At 47.2% G+C, this 24,238-nt stretch carries 21 protein-coding genes; 11 read left to right on the top strand and 10 right to left on the bottom strand.

Annotated features, from left to right (window positions below; genetic code table 11):
* Positions 1-96 precede the first annotated feature (96 nt).
* The 3 genes from accD (at position 97) to QFZ51_RS17850 (ending at position 2,682) form a co-directional block, all read left to right on the top strand.
* Positions 97-945, top strand: a complete 849-nt coding sequence (accD, locus tag QFZ51_RS17860) for an acetyl-CoA carboxylase, carboxyltransferase subunit beta (RefSeq protein ID WP_429047680.1) — start codon at positions 97-99, stop codon at positions 943-945.
* Between the two features lie 101 nt (positions 946-1,046).
* A complete protein-coding gene (gene smpB / locus QFZ51_RS17855) occupies positions 1,047-1,484 on the top strand; it encodes an SsrA-binding protein SmpB (protein ID WP_079467455.1) in 438 nt (145 codons plus the stop codon).
* Positions 1,485-1,530: 46 nt separating this feature from the next.
* On the top strand, positions 1,531-2,682 hold the full coding sequence (locus QFZ51_RS17850) for a tetratricopeptide repeat protein (RefSeq protein WP_429047679.1): 1,152 nt from the start codon (positions 1,531-1,533) through the stop codon (positions 2,680-2,682).
* Positions 2,683-2,801: 119 nt separating this feature from the next.
* Here QFZ51_RS17850 and trxA read toward each other — a convergent pair whose 3' ends face one another.
* Positions 2,802-3,098 carry a thioredoxin gene (trxA, locus tag QFZ51_RS17845; protein ID WP_429047677.1) on the bottom strand — a complete coding sequence of 99 codons (297 nt, stop codon included), beginning with the start codon at positions 3,096-3,098 and terminating at the stop codon, positions 2,802-2,804.
* Positions 3,099-3,193: 95 nt separating this feature from the next.
* Between trxA and QFZ51_RS17840 the strand changes: the two genes are divergently transcribed.
* Complete coding sequence (locus tag QFZ51_RS17840; protein ID WP_429047675.1) at positions 3,194-3,757, top strand: methyltransferase family protein; 564 nt, start codon at positions 3,194-3,196, stop codon at positions 3,755-3,757.
* A 73-nt stretch (positions 3,758-3,830) separates the two neighbouring features.
* On the opposite strand, the gene QFZ51_RS17835 is transcribed toward QFZ51_RS17840, so the two are convergent.
* The 5 genes from QFZ51_RS17835 to QFZ51_RS17815 all read right to left on the bottom strand — a co-directional run bounded on the left by QFZ51_RS17835 (position 3,831) and on the right by QFZ51_RS17815 (position 12,811).
* A complete protein-coding gene (locus tag QFZ51_RS17835; protein WP_429047673.1) occupies positions 3,831-5,321 on the bottom strand; it encodes a RagB/SusD family nutrient uptake outer membrane protein in 1,491 nt (496 codons plus the stop codon).
* Positions 5,322-5,332: 11 nt separating this feature from the next.
* Entirely contained in the window at positions 5,333-8,422 is a 3,090-nt protein-coding gene (locus tag QFZ51_RS17830; RefSeq protein ID WP_429047671.1) for a SusC/RagA family TonB-linked outer membrane protein, read from the bottom strand.
* A 432-nt stretch (positions 8,423-8,854) separates the two neighbouring features.
* Positions 8,855-10,573: an aspartate-alanine antiporter gene (gene aspT / locus QFZ51_RS17825; RefSeq protein WP_429047669.1), complete on the bottom strand. Its 1,719-nt coding sequence runs from the start codon at positions 10,571-10,573 to the stop codon at positions 8,855-8,857.
* Between the two features lie 69 nt (positions 10,574-10,642).
* Positions 10,643-11,104: a ribonuclease HI gene (gene rnhA / locus QFZ51_RS17820; RefSeq protein WP_429047668.1), complete on the bottom strand. Its 462-nt coding sequence runs from the start codon at positions 11,102-11,104 to the stop codon at positions 10,643-10,645.
* A gap of 69 nt (positions 11,105-11,173) precedes the next feature.
* Complete coding sequence (locus QFZ51_RS17815) at positions 11,174-12,811, bottom strand: acyl-CoA carboxylase subunit beta (protein WP_370910311.1); 1,638 nt, start codon at positions 12,809-12,811, stop codon at positions 11,174-11,176.
* Positions 12,812-12,925: 114 nt separating this feature from the next.
* On the opposite strand from QFZ51_RS17815, the gene QFZ51_RS17810 reads away from it, so the two are divergent.
* Entirely contained in the window at positions 12,926-13,387 is a 462-nt protein-coding gene (locus QFZ51_RS17810; protein WP_370910310.1) for a DinB family protein, read from the top strand.
* Positions 13,388-13,420: 33 nt separating this feature from the next.
* Here the strand turns inward: QFZ51_RS17810 and QFZ51_RS17805 are convergent, their stop codons facing one another.
* Positions 13,421-14,353 carry a bifunctional helix-turn-helix transcriptional regulator/GNAT family N-acetyltransferase gene (locus QFZ51_RS17805; protein WP_429047665.1) on the bottom strand — a complete coding sequence of 311 codons (933 nt, stop codon included), beginning with the start codon at positions 14,351-14,353 and terminating at the stop codon, positions 13,421-13,423.
* A 279-nt stretch (positions 14,354-14,632) separates the two neighbouring features.
* On the opposite strand from QFZ51_RS17805, the gene QFZ51_RS17800 reads away from it, so the two are divergent.
* Entirely contained in the window at positions 14,633-16,075 is a 1,443-nt protein-coding gene (locus QFZ51_RS17800; RefSeq protein ID WP_429047663.1) for a sodium:solute symporter, read from the top strand.
* A gap of 45 nt (positions 16,076-16,120) precedes the next feature.
* On the opposite strand, the gene QFZ51_RS17795 is transcribed toward QFZ51_RS17800, so the two are convergent.
* Together QFZ51_RS17795 and QFZ51_RS17790 are read right to left on the bottom strand one after the other, a co-directional pair.
* Positions 16,121-17,077, bottom strand: coding sequence for an ion channel (locus QFZ51_RS17795; protein ID WP_429047661.1), 957 nt, complete (start codon positions 17,075-17,077; stop codon positions 16,121-16,123).
* Between the two features lie 467 nt (positions 17,078-17,544).
* Positions 17,545-18,252: a DsbA family oxidoreductase gene (locus tag QFZ51_RS17790; RefSeq protein ID WP_429047659.1), complete on the bottom strand. Its 708-nt coding sequence runs from the start codon at positions 18,250-18,252 to the stop codon at positions 17,545-17,547.
* A 105-nt stretch (positions 18,253-18,357) separates the two neighbouring features.
* Between QFZ51_RS17790 and QFZ51_RS17785 the strand changes: the two genes are divergently transcribed.
* Complete coding sequence (locus QFZ51_RS17785) at positions 18,358-18,744, top strand: winged helix-turn-helix transcriptional regulator (RefSeq protein ID WP_429047656.1); 387 nt, start codon at positions 18,358-18,360, stop codon at positions 18,742-18,744.
* 33 nt (positions 18,745-18,777) lie between these two features.
* On the opposite strand, the gene QFZ51_RS17780 is transcribed toward QFZ51_RS17785, so the two are convergent.
* Positions 18,778-19,704 carry an NADP-dependent oxidoreductase gene (locus QFZ51_RS17780; RefSeq protein ID WP_429047653.1) on the bottom strand — a complete coding sequence of 309 codons (927 nt, stop codon included), beginning with the start codon at positions 19,702-19,704 and terminating at the stop codon, positions 18,778-18,780.
* A 96-nt stretch (positions 19,705-19,800) separates the two neighbouring features.
* Here QFZ51_RS17780 and QFZ51_RS17775 point away from each other — a divergent pair, with 96 nt between their 5' ends.
* The 4 genes from QFZ51_RS17775 (at position 19,801) to QFZ51_RS17760 (ending at position 24,182) form a co-directional block, all read left to right on the top strand.
* Positions 19,801-21,132 (top strand): DEAD/DEAH box helicase, encoded by a 1,332-nt coding sequence (locus tag QFZ51_RS17775; protein WP_429047652.1) that lies wholly within the window; start codon positions 19,801-19,803, stop codon positions 21,130-21,132.
* Positions 21,133-21,484: 352 nt separating this feature from the next.
* A complete protein-coding gene (locus tag QFZ51_RS17770) occupies positions 21,485-22,042 on the top strand; it encodes an RNA polymerase sigma factor (protein WP_370910302.1) in 558 nt (185 codons plus the stop codon).
* A gap of 36 nt (positions 22,043-22,078) precedes the next feature.
* Positions 22,079-23,173: a FecR family protein gene (locus QFZ51_RS17765; RefSeq protein ID WP_429047649.1), complete on the top strand. Its 1,095-nt coding sequence runs from the start codon at positions 22,079-22,081 to the stop codon at positions 23,171-23,173.
* Positions 23,174-23,198: 25 nt separating this feature from the next.
* Entirely contained in the window at positions 23,199-24,182 is a 984-nt protein-coding gene (locus QFZ51_RS17760; RefSeq protein ID WP_429047647.1) for a hypothetical protein, read from the top strand.
* The last annotated feature ends 56 nt before the right edge of the window (positions 24,183-24,238 follow it).

Raw genomic sequence — 24,238 nt, 5'->3', positions numbered from 1 at the left:
CTTTTTGACTTAAACTTTATACTTTTCCCTATATGTTTTTGGCTTTATGCGATAATTCGTATCTTGCACCACTATTTTCTAATCTAATAGTAAAATATGTCAAGCTGGTTTAAGCGAATTAAACAAGGCATCTCTACCACCACCAGTGAAAAGAAAGAAGCACCGGATGGTTTGTGGCACAAGTGTCCTAACTGTAAAAAAACCACCACCGTAAAGGATCTGAAAGAGCATTACTATGTTTGCGATAAGTGTAATTATCACAACCGTATTAACTCTGCAGAGTATTTTGAGATCATATTTGATAACAATCAGTTCGAGGAACTGTTCCCAAATATATACCCGACCGACTTCCTGGGATTCAAGGATCTGAAGCCGTACGCCGACAGGCTGAAGGATGCGCAGAAGAAATCCGGGCTGAAAGACGCGATGACCGTAGGAGCCGGCAAGGTGCTGGGAAACGACCTGGTAGTAGCCTGTATGGATTTTAACTTTATCGGGGGTTCTATGGGCTCTGTAGTAGGTGAAAAGATAGCCCGTTCTATCGACTACTGCATACTGCACAAGATGCCGCTGATGGTCATCTCCAAATCAGGAGGCGCCCGTATGATGGAAAGTGCCTTCTCCCTGATGCAGATGGCCAAAACATCGGCCAAGCTCACGCAGCTGGCGGATGCAAGACTCCCCTACATCTCTTTAATGACTGACCCCACCACCGGTGGTGTAACCGCCTCCTACGCAATGCTGGGCGACCTCAACATTGCTGAACCAGGCGCGCTCATCGGGTTTGCAGGTCCCAGGATCATTAAAGAAACGATTAAAAAAGACCTCCCCGCTGGTTTCCAGAGCGCTGAGTTCCTGCTGGAACATGGCTTCCTGGATTTCATCATGGATAGAAAAGAACTTAAGACAAGGTTGGCAGGTTTGCTGACCATCTTCAAAAATTAGAAAAACAGCTTTTAGCCTTCAATTGTTAGTACGGGCATGGATCTTTCCTGCATCTGCTAACAATTGAAGGCTAAAAACTAACAGCCCATATTAAAGCGCAAATGGCAGAGTTAAAGAACAGATCGGCATATTTTGAGTACGCAATAGAAGATAAATTTATTGCCGGGATGGTATTGCTGGGTACGGAGATCAAATCGATCCGCGCCGGCAAGGTGAGCTTTAATGATTCTTTCTGCTATTTTTCCAAAGGAGAATTATATGTGAAGAGCCTGCACATCGCAGAATACTCACACGGTACCTCCTCCAATCATGATCCGCTGCGGGAACGCAAGCTGCTGCTTACCAAGCGGGAACTGAGAAAGATGGAAAACAAGATGAAAGAACGTGGCTACACCATTGTACCACTTCGCATGTTTATTACCGATAAGAGCCTGGCAAAAATGGAAATTGGTATCGGTAAAGGTAAAAAGCTTCACGACAAACGCGACTCTATCAAGGCCAGGGAAGCAGACAGGGAGCTCAGACGACAATTTAAATAAACATAGCCCCTGCAGGCAAAGCATATCCTTATAAAACAGTTCCCCATTGAAAAAACTAGCATTCAGGCCGTTACTGAGCATTACCGCCATCCTTCTCTACACCTGTATTCTCTCCTGTAAATCAGGTGAAAAATTATACAATAAAGGCAGATACGACGAAGCGGTTACCGCTTTTGTAAAAAAGCTGCAACGTAAACCGCAGGATGCCACCGCCACGCGGATGCTGCCGGACGCCTATAAACAGGCGCAACTGGTGCGGGAAGACCGCGTTAACGGATACCTTCGCTCTAATAATCAACTCAAGTGGGAAAATATACGGAATGAGTACAGGGCTTTACAAACGCTCTACAATGCCATTCACAGCTCCCCGGCGGCCCTTAAACTGGTGCAGCCGAAGGACTACCGCGATGCGATCACCGGCGCCCAGGAAAACGCCGCAGAAATGCGATACGACCGGGGCATGGCTTTGCTGGATAAAGGCGATAAAGCCAGTGCACGCCTGGCCTTTGATGAATTTAATGCCGCACTGAAGCTGATCCCCGATTACCGGGATACCAAGCAACGGCGGGATGAGGCTTACCAGATGGGCGTGATCAATGTGGTGGTCAGTGAAATTGAAGTACGCTCACCTTATTACCAGTTCAGCGCCGATCAGTTCCGCGACTATCTGGTGCGCAACCTTCAGCAGCGCAGTATCAACCAATTTGTGCAGTTTTACGACGAACGGGTGGTTCGTAATGAAAATCTCCGCCCCGATGAATATATTGAACTGCGCTTTTTTGATTTCGTGGTGGGTCAAACATATGTAGACCGTATCCAGCGCGATGTTTCAAAAGAAATTGTGATTGGTACCACGAAAGACTCCACCGGTAAGGAGTTCAATATCTACAAAACGGTGAAGGCCACACTTTTTATCACTAAAAAAACGGTGGTATCGAAAGGGTTACTGGATTACCGCATCACCAATACCGGCAACGGGCAATTACTGCGCACCGACCGCATCCCCGGCAGCTATACCTGGCTCAACCAGTTTGGTACCTTTAAAGGCGACGAAAGAGCCCTCAGCGATGAGGACAAGCAGCTGATGGGAGGACGGGATATGCCGCCACCGCCGCCTACAGACTTATTTATGGAATTTACCCGGCCTATTTATGATCAACTGGCAGGGGATCTGCAGAGTTTTTACAACAGGATTTAAGGGACATAGTGTATAGATAGTGCATGGATAGTGCATGAGGAGTCCATGAGAAGTGCATGGATGGTCCATAGTATACGCAGGTTTTAGGCATGGATGAAGTATCCATGAAGTAATGAAGATTATATCTTTTGCTTTAGCAGCGGTATCAGCTGGTGTGCTGGCACTACCCCACTCTGCCGCCAGATCAGTTTCCCATCCCGGAAAAGCAACAAAGTAGGTACGCTGGCAATCTGCCATTGAGCGGCCAGTTGCTGGTTTCTGTCTATATCTATCTTGATGATCCTGATCTGTTCCCCCATTTTATCCTTTACTTCTTTCAGGATAGGCGGCACCATCTGGCAGGGACCACACCAGGTGGCAAAACAATCGATCAGTACCGGGGTTGATGAAGCGAGTATTGCCTGAAGGTTTTCCATAGCACAAGTTTTAATTCCAATCACAAATTACGACTTTTTGAAAATCAGAAAATATAACATATATTACCAATATAACCCGTCTTATTTATTTGCATATGAACGTGCTATCCACTATTATCTATTTTGCCTGGTTCCTGTCTGAGATTCTGCTGCACCGCATTCTCCGCGGCAAGGACAAAGAAGACAAGAAGAAAAAGGACCAGGGCAGCCTGGCGTTTATCTGGATCGTGATCATTGTGTTCATCAATATTTCCGTATTGGTATCTGCAAAAACAGCTTACCCTATTCTTCCAGGCCCGGATATGAATCGTATAGGCCTTAGCGTTATACTACTGGGAATGGTGTTTCGCTTTATGGCCATTGCGCAGCTGGGCAGGTTGTTCACCGTAAATGTAACGATCCGGAAAGACCATCACATTAAAAAGGATGGACTGTACAGCATATTACGGCATCCCTCCTATGCCGGTTCCCTGTTATCTTTCCTGGGATTCGGGTTATCGCAGAACAACTGGCTGGGATTAGCCATCGTGTTCATCCCGGTTTTTATAGCATTTGCTTACCGGATGAACATAGAAGAAAAAGTACTGAGCGAACAGTTTGGAGAAGAATACACCAACTATATGAAGCATACCAGCCGGGTTATTCCCTGGATCTATTAGCAATTTCTTTTTACGATAAAAATATAGAAGCATAAAAAAAGCCCCCGGAAATTCCGGGGGCTTTTTTTATGCTTTAATTATTGATATTCGGATTGTTCTGCAACTCCGTAATTGGAATGGCAAAGAGGTAATATTTACTGTATGGCACAAACGGCGTTCCATCCGGTTGTTTCAGCGTAAGATGGCCCTGTGCAGGCACTTCTACAAAGGTACCGTCTCCTCTTGGCACACTGATGATGCTATCCTGCCCATTATAAGAAAGGAATGGCTTCCTTACTACGGTACCGCCTGTACGAATAATATCAGACAATGAAAATCCTTCTCCCCACAACTCTTTCCTTCTTTCCACCAGGATGGTATCCACCAGGCTGCCGCCACCTTTATAAAGCGTAGCGTTGCGCGCTGCACGCAATACATTGAGGGCTTCCGCACCTTTGACAGTGTTGCCGCTTTGGGCATAGGCTTCTGCTTCAATCAGGTACATTTCTGCGGAGCGCATCAGTACCAGGTCGCCCACCAGTGCGCCGGCATCACGGAAACGGAATTTTTTATAGCGCAGGTAGCCTTCCTGGTCAGGCAGGGTATCCCAGTCGAATAAACGGAAACGTACGTCTGCACTATCAAAGAAATTCTTAAAGTAAGGATCTGCCATAAAGCTCTGGTAGTAAGAGGCCGGGCTGGAAACATCCAGGAAATGGAAGTTATAGCTGGCGTTGCTTTGATTAGGCGTTTGTGCATGTCCCCAGATCCACTCCCCATTATTGATATCGCTGAATCCTTTGTTATAATCATCGCCCGACATCAGGGGATAACCATTGCGGGCCGCTATGGCAGCGGTGACAGCGCTTGTCCATTGGCGGTTGTAAAGGTAAGCACGGGCCAGTAAGCCATTGGCTACGTTGAGGTCAATTTTCCATTTCTGGGTAGCGTTGCGTTGATAATTCTGTAACAGCGGCAGCGCTTTCTGCAGGTCGTCGATTACCTGTTTGTATACTTCTGCTACGGTTGATTTTGCCTTTCCTGCAGTGGCCGGGCCGGATGGTTCTGTGTAGATCGGGATGGCTTTTTCTGTCCCGGTTCTGTTAAACTGGTAAAAAGACGCGAGCGTGAGGTAGCAATTGGCGCGCAGGGCATATGCCTGGCCTTTAAGACGTTTCTTTTTGTCCTCGTCGCCCGTGGCATTATCTACTTTCGCGATTACATTATTACAGTTGTCGATCACCTTGTAAAGAATAGTCCAGAAGGCATTTACCCGGTTCTTGGTATTGTCCGTCATTTCAGTGTATCCATATGAATCACGCAGGCCATACGATTGCGTTACCGCTACATCGCTGCCCATGGCGTCGCTGGTGAGATGAATGGATTTATAACCCGGCACTGCAAAGGTGAAGAATTCTTCAAACATATATGCCCAGGTACCGTTGATCACCGTTTCCACGTTGTCGGCAGTATTAAACACCTGGTCGTCGGGTACGGCATTGGTTGGTTTGGTATCCAGGAAGTCCTTGTTGCAGGCGCCTAATACCAAAGCTGCGATTATTATTAAGAATATATTCTTTTTCATGGTCGTAATTTTTAGAAGCTCAGATTAATACCTGCAGAAATGGATTTGATGGCCGGGTAACGATAGTAGGTAGTACCTCCTACTGATTGTTCCGGATCCAGGCCCTGGTGGTTATAGATCGTGAACAGGTTTTCTCCCTGCACATATACGAGTACGTTATTAAGATGTGCTTTATCCATTAATGATTTAGGAAGGTTATAGCTGATGTTCAGGCTCTTCAGGCGGGCGTAGCTGGCATCGTACAGGAACCGGTCGGAAACGGATGTCCAGTTGGTTTGTACGGTAGTGAGTTTAGGCACATCCGTTACCTTGTTGGTGGGCGTCCAGCGGTTCAGCATTTCCGTGCTGAAAGGGCGGCCTGCGGAGGTACCGGTACCCAGCAGGAACAGGTAATCCTGGTCCAGTACTTTACCACCAAGACTGTACACCATCAGGAACGACAATGAAAATCCCTTGTAGGTAAATGTGTTGGTGAAACCGCCGTATACATCCGGCAGGGAGGAACCGTTATAATACTGTGTAGCCGAAGAATAGTTGCCGGTAGTACCTTTGGTGCCATCTGCATTATCGATGTACCACATTGGCAAACCTGTTTCCTGGTTTACACCTGCCCATTTTCTCAGGTAAAAATCATAGATAGATTTACCTACCATGAGTTTCTTGGTGCCGCTGATAATTTCTTTCTGCGGCAGCTCCGTAATCTTATTCTTATAGTGAGTAGCGTTCAGGTCAATGGACCAGCTGAAATCTTTTGTTTTCACCGGCACTGCGTGTATGGAACCTTCCACCCCGGTATTTTTCAGTGCGCCGATATTTTCATCTACCGCCGAGTAACCTACTGAAGGCGCCATAGGCCTGGAATACAACAGGTCCTGTGATTTGCGCTGGAAGTACTCTATGGTACCGCCCAAACGGTTTTCAAACATGCTGAAATCCACACCAACGTTCAGGTTCAGATTGGTTTCCCATTGCAGGTTCGGATTGTATACCTGGCGACGATAGGTACCACCTTCACCGAGGTTGCTGTTTACATTCAGCAGCGGGTAGTAGTTGTAAAATGCGTCATCACCGAGGTTATCGTTGCCTTGTCCGCCGTAGCTGGCGCGGAGAGTTAGCAGGTTAAGCCAGGAACTATTCTTAAGAATACTTTCCTCTGTTAATTTCCAGGAAGCGCCCACGGACCAGAAAGTACCCCAGCGGTGATTGGGTGCGAAACGGGAAGATCCGTCGCGGCGCAGGGAAGCCGATAAGAAATATTTCCCTACATAGTCGTATTCAGCCCTGCCCAGGAAGCTGGAGAGCGTGTACGTGTCAGTATATCCCTGCAGATCCTTGATGAGAGAGGCATCCGACAGCTCTTCCAGTCCTGGCAGGGAGAAGCCGGATTTCTGACCATCTAAAAAGGTAGTGGTGTATTTATAAGCTTCCTGGCCTGCCAGCAGGTTCAGGTGATGCTTTTCATTAAATGTTTCTTCGTAGGTGAAGATGTTGTTGAACGTCCAGCTGAATACGCGGGTGTTCAACCGTTCTATTGTTCCGCCCACTTCTGCATCAAAGCCCAGGGTTGGGTTTGTATAATCATATTGTTGTTTGGCGGTATAATCGGCGTTGTAACTTGATTTGAATTTAAGTCCGCGCCAGATGGTGGCTTCGCCGTACAGGCGGGCCGATAAGTCATCGCGGGTAAGGCGGTGTTTATCGATAGCGGATGTGGCCACCAGGTTAGTGTTTGTATTGGCTGCGCTGGGGCGGTAACTGCCGTAGTCAAAGATCTTATTGCCGTTGGCATCCAGGATATAGGCGCCGGTGGACCGGTCGCGCTCATAAATAGGATAGAAATTTGACATCAGGCGGCCATAGTTTACATAGTTATCAGAGCGGCTGTCTTCCGAAGGAGGCGCATCCTGTTCGGAGTGCGTACCATTCAGGTTCAGTCCTACCTTTAACCATTTCTTGGCATCAATATCAATATTGCTGCGGAGGTTATAGCGTTTGAAACCGGAAGCAAGATAAATACCCTGGTCATTCAGGTATCCTCCGGAAACGTAGTACCTCGATTTTTCGGTAGCGCCGCTGAGTGCCACATCTGCCTCGGTACGTTTCCCGGTTCTTTGCATGGCATCGTCCCAGTTATCGTCCCACAGGGCTTTAGCGCCGGCTACCAGTTTGCCGTCGGTGCCAACAGGTTGCGGAAACGCGGTGCCATAGGGGTTAATCCCTACCCTTCTGATAAGGCTGCTGCTGGCCTGGGTGGCTGCGGTAGCGGGCGATAAGCCGCTGGTGAGGCCACCGTTACGGATGGCTTCCCAATACATTTCAAAATACTGATCGGTGCTTACCCGGTCGTAATTATCTACTGCTCTTTTTGAAAAACCCTGACTAACGCGAACGTCTATATTACTTCCCTGTTTCTTCCCTTTCTTGGTAGTGATAATCACTACGCCATTGGCGCCACGGGAGCCGTACAGCGCGCTGGAGGCAGCGTCTTTCAGTACACTGATGGATTCAATGTCGTAGGGGTTGATCGCATTCAGGCTGCCTCCGTAAGGCACGCCGTCTACCACGTATAACGGATCGGCGGACGCATTGATGGAGCCGATACCGCGGATGCGGATGGTGGCATCAGAGCCCGGCTGACCGCTGGTAGACGTGCTTTGCACACCAGCTGCAAGCCCCTGTAATGCTTTGGTAACACTGGATACCTGCCTGTTTACCAGTTCCTCGCTTTTAATTTGCGAGACAGAACCGGTGTAGGAACTCTTTTTAGCAGTACCATAAGCTACCACTACAATTTCATCAATGTCTTTCCCCAAAGAACGGAGTGATACATTGATGGGAGATGTGCTGATGGGTACTTCCTGTTGTTCCAGGCCAATGTAGCGGATCACGAGCGTAGTAGCAGCCGGATCAGTTACCTGGAGACTGAAGTTACCTTCAGGATCACTCACCGTGCCGCTGGTAGTGCCTTTAATCACCACCGAAGCACCCGGTAAGGGCGAATTATCTTTCGCGGAATAAACACGACCGGTCACCGTACGTGTTTGTGCAAATACTGCCATGGGTCCAATAAGCAGTAGAAAGAGGAGTAGTCGTTGTAACATGGTAAAATGTTGAGAGTTTTGCAGTGATCTGGTTTTTCCTGGCAATACCTGCCCCTGTCTGTTATTGAACAGGCATTGCAGCTTTGTATCCCATTGTTTTTTAACGCCGGTACAGACGGAGTTCCGGAAACAGTTATTGATCGTTGTAACCTGCTGTGGTAAGCAGACAAATATTTATTACTTCTTAATGATGGCAACAACAATAGTTGCTTAAACAATATGGTTGGGTAATATTCTCCATAAGCAATTCTTTAAATTAATTCCGTTCTATTATCCTATAATTCCTATAGACTAATGGGACGCAAAGCTATATGCTTTCATAATTAAAAACAAAAGAATTGTTAAAAATGTTGAAGAAAAGATTTTTCATCAGAACAGGTTTTCAGTACAGACGTGGATTTCATTGTTAAAAAATGTGATGAGCGGGGAACATCAACTGCCTTTATGCATCAGCAGCACGATGATGACGCCGGAGGTAGTGAGTGTAATATTCGCTACTGCATATGCCACGGTATATCCCAGTGCGGGCACTTTGCTGTTGATGGCATCCTGTATGGCCAGCAGTGGTGCTGATTCATCGTGCGCTCCCGCGCAGGCCCCGAGACCAATGGCCGGGTGGAATTTAAATACATACTTCGCCAGGAACAGTGCCAGCACCATTGGCAGCAGGCTTAGCACCACACCGGCCAGGAAAAGAGTGACCCCTTCTTCTTTCAATCCCTGCAAAAATCCTTCACTGGCGCTCAGCCCAACGATGGCAATAAATACATGTAGCCCCAGTTTGGTCAGCACCCATTGCGAGGCAGCCGGGATGTAACCAAACCGGGGATGAATACCACGCATCCAGCCGAAAACAAGACCTGCTATCAGCGCCCCGCCACTGGTACTCAGCTCTACAGGCACACTGCCAATATGTATGCTCAAACTGCCAAATAAAGTACCGGCCACAATGCCTGCTGCGAGATAAACAATATCTGTTTCCACCCCACTGCTTTCCTTATAACCTAACAACGCAACCGCCTTATCAAGGTCTTCCTGGATGCCCACCAATTCTACCATATCTCCTTTCTGTATAACGGTAGATGCATGCAGTGGCATCTCCATGCCGGAACGCAGAATTTTACGCACGCTGATACCATGAAATTCGGGATGTTTTGAAAATGCTTTCAGCGGCTTATTATTGGCGTCCTTGCTGGTAATGATCAATGTTATTGACTGTACCGGGAACGTGAGCAGTTCCTCATCGGCTACTTCTTTTCCCAACAAAGATACTGACGCAATGGCCGCTGCACGCTGGCCACTGACCGCAATAATATCTCCCGGCTTTATTATAAAATCAGGGGAAGTTTCCATGAGCTTCCCTTCCCGTCTTACCCGTAAAATATAGAGGAACCTTTTCTTGCCGTGAAGTAGGTTTTCTATTTCACGGATGGTTTTGCCATCACCGGTAAGTTCTGCACTAACGAGGTAAGCGCGGAAAGCCACCTGGTCGTAGGCATTGGTAATATTCTCCTCTCCTTCTGCACCGGCCTCTGCTACTTTCGCTTCCATTTCCCTGGTTTCTTCGATGAGCTTTGCACGGCTGCCAGACATAAACCATGGCCCTATTACAGAAAGGAACCAGCTGGTACCGGCGGTACCAAAAATATAGGTGACTGCATAAGCGACCGGGATCTGGTTGATGAGCGTATTCTTTTCATCGTCGGTAATATTAAGTTCACCGATCGTATTGGATGCCACCCCGATGATAGCGGAACAGGTATTGGCGCCGGACATTAACCCCGCAGTGGTACCTGTTTCAAAACGCAGCAGGGAGGCCAATCCCCAGCAAAATAGCAAACTGCTGCAGCATACTATAAAGGAGAACAGCGCCAATGGCAATCCGTCTTTTTTAAGTCCCTGGAAAAACTGCGGACCGATACCATAGCCGGTACAAAACAAAAAGAAGAGAAAGAAAATAGATTTTGTTTCTGAGGGTATATTGATGTGAAAGCTTCCGATGGCAATGCCCACTAATAAAACACCTGTAACAGTGCCGAGTGTAAAGCCTTTTATATGTACCCTGCCTATCAGGAAGCCAGTCAGAAGGGTTAGCATCACTGCTATTTCGGGGTATTTCTGCAACGTATCTGTGAACCAGGAGAGCACCATCGGAATATAAGTTTGCGCTTATATTACAATTATGATTGCCGGTTGGTTCGGTAAGGAGTGTGTTATTCTTTAAGCCAATCCGTTTTCAAAACCTTCATCAATCAGCCAGTTACCGCTGTCGGCGGCCTGTGTGGCCAGTTCATCACAGCGGTTATTGAAAGGGTTGCTGGCGTGGCCTTTCACCCATTGCATTTTTACCTGGTGTCTTTTAAACAAGGGGATAAAGCGTAACCAGAGGTCTTTATTTTTTTTATCTTTAAAATTAATTTTTACCCAGCCCCATAACCATCCTTTCTCAATACTATCCACCACATATTTACTGTCGGTAAAAATGGTGACGGTTACGCCATCTTTCTTCAGTGCTTCCAGTGCAACAATAACAGCCAGCAGTTCCATCCTGTTGTTGGTGGTTTTGCGGTATCCCTGGGATAATTCTTTTCTGACATTTCCCCATATAAGCACCACGCCATACCCACCCGGACCGGGATTACCGCGGGATGCACCATCTGTATATACTACCAGTTCAGCCATGTTCAATTTTAAAGAAGCGCGAAGATAAGGAAAAGTGCGGAGGGGATCGAACACTTTCCCCTCCGTTCTTTACACCTGGAATACGCCTACACTAAAAGGCTGATCCACCGGTGCGTTGTTGGCAGCTTTAATACCTTCTGCAATTCTTATCCGGGTATCGGCGGGATCAATGATATCATCTACCCATAACCTGGAAGCGGCGTAGTAAGGAGTGGTTTGTGCGTAATATTTATCGGTAATTTCTTTCAGCAGGCGGGCTTCTTCTTCCGGGGTGATCACCTGTCCTTTTGCTTTCAGCGAAGCCACCTGGATCTGCAATAATGTTTTGGCGGCCTGCTCTCCTCCCATCACCGCAATTTTAGCGGATGGCCAGGCATATATAAAGCGTGGATCATAGGCTTTGCCGCACATCGCATAGTTGCCCGCGCCATATGAATTACCAACGATGATAGTAATTTTTGGCACCACGGAATTAGCAACGGCATTCACCAGTTTTGCCCCATCTTTGATAATACCGGAATGTTCGCTTCTGCTGCCTACCATGAATCCTGTTACGTCCTGGAGGAATACCAGTGGAATTTTTTTCTGGTTGCAGTTCATGATGAAGCGGGCTGCTTTATCGGCGCTGTCGTTGTAGATAACGCCGCCCATTTGCATTTCGCCTTTTTTACTTTTTACGATTTTACGTTGGTTGGCAACAATGCCTACTGCCCAGCCATCGATACGTGCGTAGCCGCAGATAATGCTTTTGCCGTAGTCCTGTTTGTATTGGTCGAGTGTGTTGGCATCTACAATACGGTCTATTACTTCCAGCATATCATAGGGCCGGGTACTGTCGGCCGGCAGCACGCTGTCCAGTTCATCGGCGGGCTTTGCCGGTGGCTGCGGCGCTATCCGGTCGAAGCCGGCATTACCGGTATGACCCAGTTTGCTTACAATGCGTTTTATCTGGTCGAGGCATTCCTCATCAGACTTGAATTTATAATCGGCGATGCCGGAGATCTCAGTATGGGTAACGGCGCCTCCTAACGTTTCCGCATCTGCGTCTTCCCCGATGGCGGCCTTTACGAGGTAAGGACCCGCGAGGAAAATGGAGCCATTACCTTCTACCATGAGCACTTCATCGCTCATGATAGGCAGGTAAGCTCCTCCGGCCACGCAGCTGCCCATTACCGCAGCAATTTGTGTGATACCCATGGCGCTCATGCGGGCGTTGTTGCGGAAGATGCGGCCAAAGTGTTCTTTGTCGGGGAATATTTCATCCTGCATGGGAAGGAATACGCCGGCGCTGTCGACCAGGTAAATTACCGGCAGCCGGTTTTCCATGGCGATTTCCTGGAGGCGCAGGTTCTTTTTGCCGGTCATGGGGAACCAGGCCCCGGCCTTTACGGTCATGTCGTTGGCTACAATCATACATTGGCGGCCGCTTACATATCCAATTCCTCCTACGGTACCTGCTGCGGGGCATCCGCCATATTCTTCGTACATGTCGTACGCGGCGAATGCGCCGATTTCGGTAAAGGGGGTATCTTTATCGATGAGGTATTGAATGCGTTCCCTGGCAGTGAGCTTACCTCTTTGTCTCACTTTCTCCAGGCTTTTCTTTCCTCCGCCCTGTTCTATTACGCCCAGGCGTTGTTTCATGGTGCTGATTGCCATCCGCATAGCATCTTCATTTTTGTTGGTTTCCAATTGCTGCTGATCCATAACGATGGTTTTTATATTCTTTAAAAATAAGGGAAAGAATTCAGTAAATTACGATTAACGGGAAGGCTACCGGTGTTTGAAGCCGGATATCTTTTAAAATAAAAATCCTATTGTATGTCTTTATTACTGGAGCATTTAGCCGTATCGCTTGAAAATCTTTACAATGGCACCCCTTGGATCGACGTTACCTTCCAGGAACATCTTTCGCGCATTGACGCCCGGCAGGCGGTAAAATCTTTCGGGGAATCCAATAACATCTGGGAGATTGTCAATCATGTGATATTCTGGCACCAGCGGGTGCAGCGATACATGCACAATGAAGCGCCGGAGCAGGATGGCGACCTGCCTGATTTTTATATGCCGGAGAACCATGGGGAAGAAAACTGGCAGGCTACTATTCACCGGCTGACCCATTCCTTTGAGCAAATAGCCGCTACCATCCGGAAGTTCCCGGAGAAAGAATTGTTTGACACCTTTCCCGGAACAGAAAACAAGGCCATTTATTATTTACAGGGGCTGGCGGAACATGACGCGTATCACCTGGGGCAGATCGTACTGCTGCATAAATATGCATAACGGGGAAAGAATCCGGGCATACCTTGCGTATCCTTAAAATAAATCCATATCGTAACGCTGTTCATACAGTTGCTGTCCCCACAGCTGCAGATATTTTTCGCCCGTTTTGCGGAAGCCGGCATTCTTATACAGGGCAATGGCGGTTTCCTGCATGCTGGTGGTCATCAGGTATACTTTCTGATAATGTTTTTCCTTACAGAAGGCAATGGCCTCCTGCAGCAGTTTCTTTCCCAGTCCTTTGCCCCGGAAGTCGGGATGGATAAGGAACCACCGCAATTGCGCCAGGTGGCGGGAAGATCCCAGGATGGCCACTGAACCAACAATCTGATCGTTTACAGTAGCAAGGAACATCCTGTCTTTGGCCGGGTTATAGGCAGGAAGAAATTCATAGAATGTCTTACAAACATATGCCTCAAACTCCAGGTTATATCCTGATTCCCTTGCATACAGCTGCCCGTGCAGGTAAATGAGGTAGCCTACATCCCCCGGCAGCAGGTTATAACGGATATGGATATCCGAAGTTTGCTCACCCGGCTGTGCAGACAATACCTGTTCAATGGTTTTCATAGCACCGGCTACCTGTTGTTGTTGTTTTTCGGAGAGATGATTGGTGATCTGCCTGATCTCCCGGTTAGATTTATCTTCCAGGCCGGCCAGCATTTTTTTACCGGCAGCGCTGAGGTAAAGAAAAAACGTACGTCCGTCGGAGGTAGACTGCTGCCTGTTCAGCCACCCGTTCTTCTCAAACTTTTTCAGCAGGCGGCTAAGATAACCTCCATCAATCTTCAGGATGGCAATCAATTGCCCGGCAGTACATTTTCCAAGCTGTCCTATTTCAAATAAAACCCTCACTTCGGAGAGCGACAGGTTACTGTCCAGGATATGCTGGTTCAGCAACCCGATCATGCCGGTATAGAAACGGTTAAAGCGGCGGATATCGCCTACAACCGGAGATTCGACAGTCATAGTTACTTGTTTTCCAGGCAAAAGTAGATAATTACTTGACAAAAGCAAATAATTAATTTGCTTTTGTCAAGTAACTTGAGCGGAGTTTGTCTTTCTCAGGATTACGCTGATTATACTGATTTGGGGGATTTGATCACTTTGGATTTTAAATGATTCGGGGAGATCTAAGCGGATTTTGTGTTTTTCAGGATTGGGGGGATATACTGATTACCTTTGTCCTTTTGTCCTTTTGTTCCTTAGCGGGAAAGTAGTATCTTGATTAAATTTGATTTTTGATTTATGTCTCCAGGATTATTATTCTCATTCGTCATTGCCTACTTTATCATTTTGCTGGTAGTTGCCTGGTATACAGGCCGGAACTCCAACAACGACTCCTTTTTCATCGGTAACCGCAACAGTAACTGGATGCTGGTGGCCTTTGGAATGATAGGCACCTCACTGAGCGGGGTTACTTTTGTAAGTGTGCCCGGCGCGGTGGGGCGCGACGCCTTTTCCTATATGCAGATCACCCTGGGTTATTTTATCGGGTACATTACGATTGCCTATGTGCTGATACCGCTTTATTACCGGCTGCAGTTAACTTCTATCTATAATTACCTCGACAGCCGCTTTGGAAGAAGCTCCTATAAAACCGGCGCCTCCTTCTTTATCCTTTCCCGTACACTCGGCGCTACCGCAAGGCTATACCTGGTGGTGAGAATACTGCAGGACGCCATCCTCTCCAGTTTTGGCGTGCCCTTCTGGTTAACGACCATCATCATCTTATTTATGATATTGCTGTATACCTATGAGGGCGGCGTAAAAACAATTGTATATACCGACACCCTGCAAACAACCTGTATGCTGGCCGGACTGGTAATTTGTGTAGGTTATATCCTGCATACCATGAACCTTAGCCTCGGTGAAAGCTTCACCGCCATGGGTGAAAGAGGGCTGACAAAAATTTTTAACACCGATCCAAACGACAAACTCTTTTTCATAAAGCAGATTGTGGCGGGTGCATTCATCACCATCACCATGACCGGTCTTGACCAGGAGATGATGCAGAAAAACATCTCTGTAAAAACTTTAAAAGATTCCAAGAAGAACATGGTATCGCTGGCTTTTATTATGGTGATCGTAATTGGCCTGTTCCTCTTCCTGGGTGGTTTGCTTCATTTATACGGCGCACAGCAACAGGTAACAGCCACCGGCGATAAGTTATTCCCGGAACTGGCATTGCATCATATGCCACCGGTAGTTTCAGTGATCTTCATCATTGCGCTTATCTCAGCGTTGTTCCCCAGCGCCGACGGCGCTATGACGGCCCTCACCTCTTCGCTCTGCATCGACATCCTGGACATGCAAAAGCGCACCGACTGGTCCGAAGCAGAAAAGAAAAAGTACCGTCAGCGTATTCACCTGATGATGGCGTTTATCTTCCTTCTTTTTGTGATGGTATTTGAATGGGTGAATAACCAAAGCATGATAGGCGTTATCCTGAAAGTAGCTACTTATACCTATGGACCGCTGCTGGGACTTTTTGCCTTTGGCATTTTAACCAAACGCAAAGTGCAGGATGCGCTGGTCCCGGTTGTTTGCGTAGCTGCGCCGTTGCTTTGCCTGGTGGTGGATCTCTACCAGTCGCATATTTTTGGTAAATTCCAGATAGGACTGGAACTGCTGATCATCAACGGGCTGTTTACTTTCCTGGGGTTATTGCTGATTTCCCGTAAAGACTAATGATATCATCCGGATGCAGTGATGATCACTGCGTCCGGGTACAAACTATTTCAATTCTTTTGTTTTATTCAGGTGGTGCAGCTCCAGCACAGTTGTTTTCCCGTTATCACTTTCCCGGTACATCGGTATAAATTTCCTGTTATAAATAATTTCCTGGTAGGTGTAAGACGTGCGTTGCAATACCGTATTGGAATACACATCATTAAAGCCTCTTACCGTTACATAAATTTCCGCATCGGCCACTTCCATATCCTGTGCCGTAAACCCGAGGAAGGGGCTGTTTTCGTCGATAGGATGCACCACGGTCCAGTTCATCGACAGTGTTTCAATTTTGCTTCGTTCCAGGGCAAGGTTATAAAACTTGTATACGGCCTCCCCGTTTTCCTGCACCTGGACACCCGCTGTTACCAGCACTTCCACGTTGGTGAGGGTATGATTTTCTTTGTAAGAAGCGAAGCGGAACATCAGGGCTGTTTTATCCTTGTAAGGAGCAATCAGCGCATGATCGCTGAACAACAGGTGTGCCCGTGGCTTTGAAAACCGGCCATAGATAAGACCTGTAGCAACTGCGAAAGAGAGGAAGCCTGTCATTGCTTCAATGGCAGCTACAAAGTTGATGCCGTCGCCCACCGGGTTAACACGGCCATATCCTACCGTAGTAAAGGTTTCTGTACTGAAAAAGAATACTTCTTTAAACCTTTCCCAGCTGGTTTTACCGATGATCCCCTGAAATCCTTCCGTGCCTATCCACCAGTAAATACCGGTATACAGGAGGTTAATGGAGAAATAAAAAAGCAGGATCACCAGGGCAAACTGCCAGGCGGGTACACTTAATAAAGCATGGTAAATATTAAAACGTTGCATAAACGAACGGCCTTCCCGGCGGATGTTAAAGCTTCCGTCGCGGTTAATAAACCGGCCGCCATAGCCATTTGCATTCGTACCAAAGCCGGTGTCGTCGTTTTGCCTGGAAAAAGGGTTGATTCTTTTCAGAAGCGCCATAAATGGATATTTGAGGTGTAAAGCTAAGAAGAAATGCGAGGATAATAATGAATCAGGAAGATCGTGTTTGGGTGGGGTTGGAAAGTAAAAAATTGATTTCTTGCAGAAAAGGAACGTAATGGCACTAAATTTAAAGATAAACTTTAACGATTGTTATGAAACGGAAATACTAAAGCCGGATTTTAGTCTGGACCAAGAAACCAGAAAAAAAATAGATGCTCTTCTTCTCAAAGCAAAGCAATGTGAAGATCAGAAATCAAGGTTACCCTAAAGTCCGGAGGGGTAAGCTCACTAAACCAGGTTATTAAAACCAGGGAGCAAGCGCATATCTTTATGACAATATTGAAGTGTTTATAACTAAATCAATAAATAGAAATGGCGCAGGAGATTAATCCTGCGCCATTTCTATTTATTACAGTCACCCGTCTATAAAAATTGACCAGCCAATTACCTTATAAAAAATCAAACTATTGACAATCTCCTTCCGGTGTACAAACCTGGCCTGATAAAGTATCCAGTGCTGTTACCGGCTGTGTGCTTTTCCATTCTGCAAACGCCTGTTCCAGTGTTTGTGTGAAAGCTTCTACCGGTTGTGCGCCTGACACGCCGTATTTGCGGTCCAGTACAAAAAACGGAACACCCCGGATGCCCAGTTGCTGCGCTTCGCTCACATCCCTGTTCACGGCGGCGGCCATTTCTGATGTTTCCAGTACAGCCTCCACAGTAGCTTTATCCAATCCGATTTCCAGGCCCAGTTCCAGCAGGGTGGCATGGTCGCTCACATCTTTACCTTCCGTAAAATAGGCGTAAAACAGGCGTTCTTCTGCTGCATCGCCGAGGCCTTGTTGCTTCGCCAGCTGAATAAGGCGGTGGGCATCAAAAGAATTGGCGATAACTGCTTTATCAAAATTATAGGTAAGACCCGCTTCACGGGCGGTACCTGCCAGTTGTTCGTGTACGGTTAACGACCATTCGCGCGACTGCCCCTTCATTTCTGCTACATAGTCATATACATCTTTTCCCGGCTGCGATTTGAGGGAAGAGTTCAGCTGGAAGCTTTTCCATTCCACCGTGATGTCGTCTTTCCCCGGAAATTTCTCCAGTGCTGCTTCAAATCTCCGCTTGCCGATGTAGCAAAACGGACACATGATATCGGACCATATTTCTACTTTCATTAATTTAAATTTAAGTTCCACCAACAAAGTTAATATATTTGCTATCAGAAAGTAACCAGTTTCCTTAAAGTAAGTGCTTTACAAAAGGTAACCAACTGTATACAGATGAAAACAGAAGAACTCACGATAAATTGTGGCAGACCGGAGGCGGAAAGCAGTGCTCATACCGATTGCCATAAAGTGATTATGCCGGTAAGGGACGCGCTGGATGTGATCAGCGGAAAATGGAAACTGCCCATTATCATCGCTGTTTCCCGGGGTCATAAACGTTTCCGGGATATAGAGCGCAGCATTCCTAAAATAACGTCGAAGGTGCTTTCCAAAGAGCTGAAAGACCTGGAAACGCATAAGCTGGTGAAGCGAACTGTGTACGATACACAGCCTGTATCGGTAGAATATACCCTAACGCCTTATGCGGCTACACTGGACAGTGTGATCATTGCCCTGCAGAAATGGGGCATTCAGCACCGGAAAAAAATACTCGGCAAATAATACCATCAGCCGGAGGATGACCCCGGCTGACGTTTATTCTTCCGCTATCTTCAGTACTATTTTTCCCCTTCCGCTACCACCATTTTTACTGTATTCCTGTGCTTCAGCGGCGGCCGACAGGGAATGAAATACTTTGCGGACGTAAGGCCGGATCAATCCTTTATCCAGCAATTGATGCACCTCCTTCATGGAAGCAAGTGTTTTGGTGCCTCCCCACAGCGCGCGGACGCCAGCTGCAGCCACCTTTTCCGCATCAGGCATTTGCACGATACACAATAATACGCCTTCGGGTTTAAGCACCGCCAGCGATCTTTCCGTGGTATCTCCGCCAACAGTATCAAATACAATATCTACCGGCGCTACCTGGTTTTCAAAAGGCGCAGCCTTATAATCAATTACTTCATTGGCGCCCAGCGAGGTAACGAAATCCAGATTCTCTGCACTGGCCGTGGCAATTACATATGCGCCTGCATTATAGGCCATTTGTACGGCGAAATGCCCCACTCCGCCTGCGCCGGCATGAATAAGAATGCGTTGTCCCTTTACGAGGCCTGCCACATCAAACATTGCGCCCCAGGCCGTTCTGGCGCCCGCCATGGTAGCTGCTTCCTCAAATGATATGCCGGGTGGCTTACGGAATAAACCTTCGCCCTGCGCAATGGCATAAGCGGCATAGGAGCCATCTACAGAACCATATACCTCATCGCCTATTTTTTTCCCGAAAACGCTTTCGCCTACTGCAGTAATAATACCGGAAGCTTCCACTCCAGGGATGTAAGGCAAGGGATGTTTCATAAATCCTTCTCTTATTTTCCAGTCAATCGGGTTTACACCGCTGGCTACCACTTTGATCAGCACCTGGTCTTCTGCCGGCACCGGAACGGGCACCTCCTGCAGTTGCAACTGCTCAGGGCCTCCATATGCTTGAACACTAATAGCCGGTATGTGGAGGTTTTTCATAGCTTTTTTTATGCTAATGTATTGAAATAAGAATTACAAAGGGCAAATCCATAATTGGTAATTCTTTACCTTTGCGGTTCATATTATAGTAGTATCATGACTTTTGGTGATTTAAACCTGAATACCCCATTATTAAACGCGATAGACGAATTAGGTTATAAAAGACCTACCACCATACAACAGCGCGCCTTTTCCGTTATCATGTCCGGACAGGATGTGTGCGGGATTGCGCAAACAGGTACCGGTAAAACTTTCGCTTACCTGTTGCCCACATTACGGCAGTTTAAATTTTCGAAAGAAAAATATCCCACTGTACTGATCATTGTACCTACCCGGGAACTGGTAGTACAGGTGGTGGAATCCGTTAAAAAGCTCACTACCTACATGAATGTATCAGTGCTGGGCATTTATGGCGGCGTGAATATGAATCCTCAGATGGAGGCGGTGCAGGACAAACTGGATATTCTCGTGGCTACCCCCGGGCGCCTGTACGACGTTATCCTTAGCGGCGCCTTGAAAGTGAAACTGGTAAAGCGTCTTATTATTGATGAGGTAGATGAAATGCTGAACCTCGGTTTCCGGACCCAGTTAAGAAATATCATGGACCTGTTGCCTCCAAAACGGCAGAACCTTATGTTTTCCGCTACCATTACGGAAGACGTGGAGAAAATGATTGAAACGCATTTTAATAACCCGGTAAGAATAGAAGCAGCGCCTACCGGTACCCCACTGGAAAACATCGACCAGATCGTATACAGGGTTCCCAACTTTTATACAAAGGTGAACCTCCTGGAAATGCTGATCACGGACGATAAAACCATGACCAAAACCCTCATTTTCGCCGCCACCAAACAACTGGCGGATGATCTGCATGAGCAGCTGGAGAAGGAATTCCCCGGCCAGGTAGGCATTATTCACTCCAACAAGGAACAGAATCACCGTTTTAATACTGTCCGTAAATTTCAGCAGAACGAATACCGTTTCCTGATTGCTACAGACATCATTGCCCGCGGACTGGATATTGCAGAGGTAACGCATGTGATCAACTTTGATACGCCGGAAGTACCGGAAAACTATATTCATCGTATAGGCAGAACCGGTAGAGCTGATAAGAAAGGAATTTCTATCCTGTTTACCAAAGACGCAGAAACAGAAGACCTGGCGCGGATAGAAAGCCTGATGAATTATGCCATTCCCGTGCAGCCATTACCGGACGACCTGGTAATTTCTGATGTATTAACGGAAGATGAAAAACCGAAGGTACATATGCGGAATACGCTGGTAAAGGCGCCCAAGCGGGAAGACGTAGGCCCTGCTTTTCACCAGAAGCTGGCTAAAAATATGAAGACCAACAAAAAGGTGACCCACAAAGAAAAGATGATGCTGAAATATGGCAAACCCAAGAAAAGGGGCGCCAAAAAGAAATAGTAAAGGCGGGTTATTTTGTGCAAACTGCACAGAATAACTCCGTTTTCCTCCTCCTGCTCCCCTGCCTATTCCTGTTTCAAACACCTGAGACAGCTTCCGGAAATGACGGAATAACAATTCATTAACAAACTTTACTTCTAATTAAAAATCCGCCCATACCCCCTGATCGAATATATTCTGTAGTGTGCATGTTATTGTATCAAAATCAGTTGTCTTACGGGTGGTTTTTCCTCATTGCTTAAAATAGCCATGCTGTTTCCTGCCCTGTCTGACGTATTTCCTAACCGCGTATCAGTAACCATTTGACAACAGCAGCCGTTGCCAGGCCTGCGATTATCAACTAAATCCCAGCATGAGTGCATCTATCAACGATATTGAATTGCTTGCACAACTGAAATCGGGCAGTGTTTCCGCTTTCCAGTATTTTTATGAGAGCTACCGTCAATGGTTGTATATGACTGCATACACAATACTCAGAAACGAAACCGAGGCCCAGGAGCTGGTCCAGGACTTTTTTGTCGACTTCTGGCAAAAGGACCTGAGCGCGCGGATAGACCTGAGCGCCACCGGTTCTCTCAAAAACTTTCTCTTTGTCAGCGTACGTAACCGCTGTTTGAATAAAATTGCCAAAGATGCCACCAGGAACAAAAGGTTAAAGGAAATCATGCTGCCTGAAACCTACACGATTCCTCCAAGCAGGCTGGAAAACAACGAGCTGAAAGAGCAGCTGGAAACCGCCATCAGTCAGCTTCCGGAACGCCAGTCGATGGCGTTCCGGCTGGCTTACCAGGAACATAAAACGCGAAAAGAAATAGCAGCCTTCATGGACACCACTGAAGAAACTGTAAAAAAACAGGTAGCCAACGCGCTGAAAACTTTAAGGGCATCCTTAAAAAAAATCCTTTTTTAATACCCCGCCAGATTAAATAAACGGTTAATAGTGTACATGAACAGCGCAGAAGAAATATACAGGCTAATGACGGAAAAGCTTGCGGGAAGAATTTCCGCAGCAGATGACCAATTGCTGGAAGAACTTATCGAAGAAGACGAAGTAGTAAGGGAGAAGTGGGAACAGCTTTCCATGATGCAGATCCCTGCCCCTCCTGCCCCGTGGCTGGAAGTGATTGACTTTAAGCAGAAAAAGCCGCTGTACCGCACCATACTTCCCTGGGCAGCCGCAGCAGTGGTAATGGCCCTTGTAGCATTTTCGGCCTGGAAATGGGACTTTTTCGCCTCTCCCAAACCAGCGCCGGTGGCCACCATCAATAAAGATGTGCTGCTGGAAATCACCGGCCAGCCCACCATCAACCTGACCCAATCAGCCGGCAACGTAACTATTGGCGGTAAAACGATTCCCAATAAAAACAATACCCTTTATCTCAACGCATCAGACGACCTGCCACAAGGCATTCACTCATTGATAGTACCGCACGGCAAAAGCTATGAAGTTGCCCTCCCGGATGGTTCCGTAATTACGCTCAATGCTGCTACCACCATGGATTTCCCGGCTACCTTTAAGGGGGCCGACAGGGAAATTACCCTGAATGGGGAAGCATACCTGAATATCGCGAAGCGCGCCGGTAAACCTTTCCTCGTACATCTTCCCAACAGCACCGTGGAAGTACTGGGTACCAGCTTTAATATCAACAGCTACGACAGTGGCATGGTGAAAGTATCCCTGGTAGACGGAAAAGTGCGGATGAAAGCCGGTAAAAAAACCGTTACCATGAAACCCGGACAGCAGGCTATCTTCAACAAAGAGGCCGCTACCCTGGATACACAACCTTTTAACGCTACTGTAGAACTGGGCTGGCAGAAAGGGCTTTACTGCTTTTCTGATACCCACCTGGATGAAATATGTAATGCCATCTTCCGGTGGTACGGCGTTCGCGCTACCCTGGATCATCCTGACCTTGCCAGCAGAACCTTCACCGGTTTGCTGGATAAAAATACACCGATAGGCTTCCTCCTGGAAGGTATAAAAGCCACTACAAATACCGATTATTATTTTACCGCGGATAGTACATTGCATTTCAAATAACAGGCAATATCAAAGGAAATTAACCATGAGTCAACCGAAAACCAAGTACCTGCTGATCAATCCGGGGAAAAGAGTTTGCACCACTTACGAACAGGTTCCCGGCTACCTGCAGTCGCAACTGATCCCTAATGCCAAATGCTTTGCCGATATTGATGAAAACGGGGTGATCATGGATCAGGAGATAGCGCTCAATGAACTGTCTGTCCACTACGCCCTGGTTCATCTGAAACAGGGCGTGGAACTTACCACAGTAGCGCCGGACAACGCCTGTCTGCCTGTTTGTATTTCCGGTTTTGCTGAAAATGCGGCGGCTTTTCCCATGAAGATGAAACTGGGCAAAAAGGAAATGAATACACGGGAAGGCGCCACCCACACCACCACCCTGATCACAGAAAAGGAATTTACGATCAACTTTCATGTAAATCTGCACCTGCCGGCGGCGAAACACCTGGTCACCGAATTTCCCCTTTTCAAGGTGTTGAATCTGAAAGAACCGGCTGCAGACAAACAGCCCGTTAAAAAAGCTCCTTATCATCTTAATGAAGTCAACTACCAGATCATGCACCGGATCCGCAGCTTCAAAGCAGTAGGCGAAACGGCGGATGTTTTCTTCCGGCGTAATGCCATCGACTTTTACGCTACCTATCTCCGTTACCTGCAAGGCCCTCCCTCGCTGATGCTGATGGAACACTACCGCGAAAAGCTGCGGGAAATAGCCAATTATATTATTCATCATCCGGCGGAAGCGACCTGCAAGGAAGCGCTCTGCGACCGGTTTAGCGTGGCGTCCGAATTCCTGGAAGCGCCATTTGAACAGGAATTCCTCATCACTGTGGAAGAACTGATCCTGCAGGAAAAAATGGCCTTTGTATTTAAAATGCTTATTGAAACCGACCGTACACTCACGCATATTGCCAGTCTCACCCAATACCGCGGATGGGAAGAACTGTCAGATGTATTTGAAAAATATTATAAATGCAATATCGCAGAACTGCGAACCGCACAATAACCCCTTACCTGTGGTCACCCGGCGGCAGCACTTATGTTGCTGCTGAGTGCCATATG

The organism is Chitinophaga sp. W3I9 (genome assembly GCF_050434025.1).
Taxonomy (GTDB): Bacteria; Bacteroidota; Bacteroidia; order Chitinophagales; family Chitinophagaceae; genus Chitinophaga.
The sequence above is the reverse complement of the archived record's forward strand: the minus strand, read 5'-3'. Positions and strand labels throughout refer to the sequence as shown.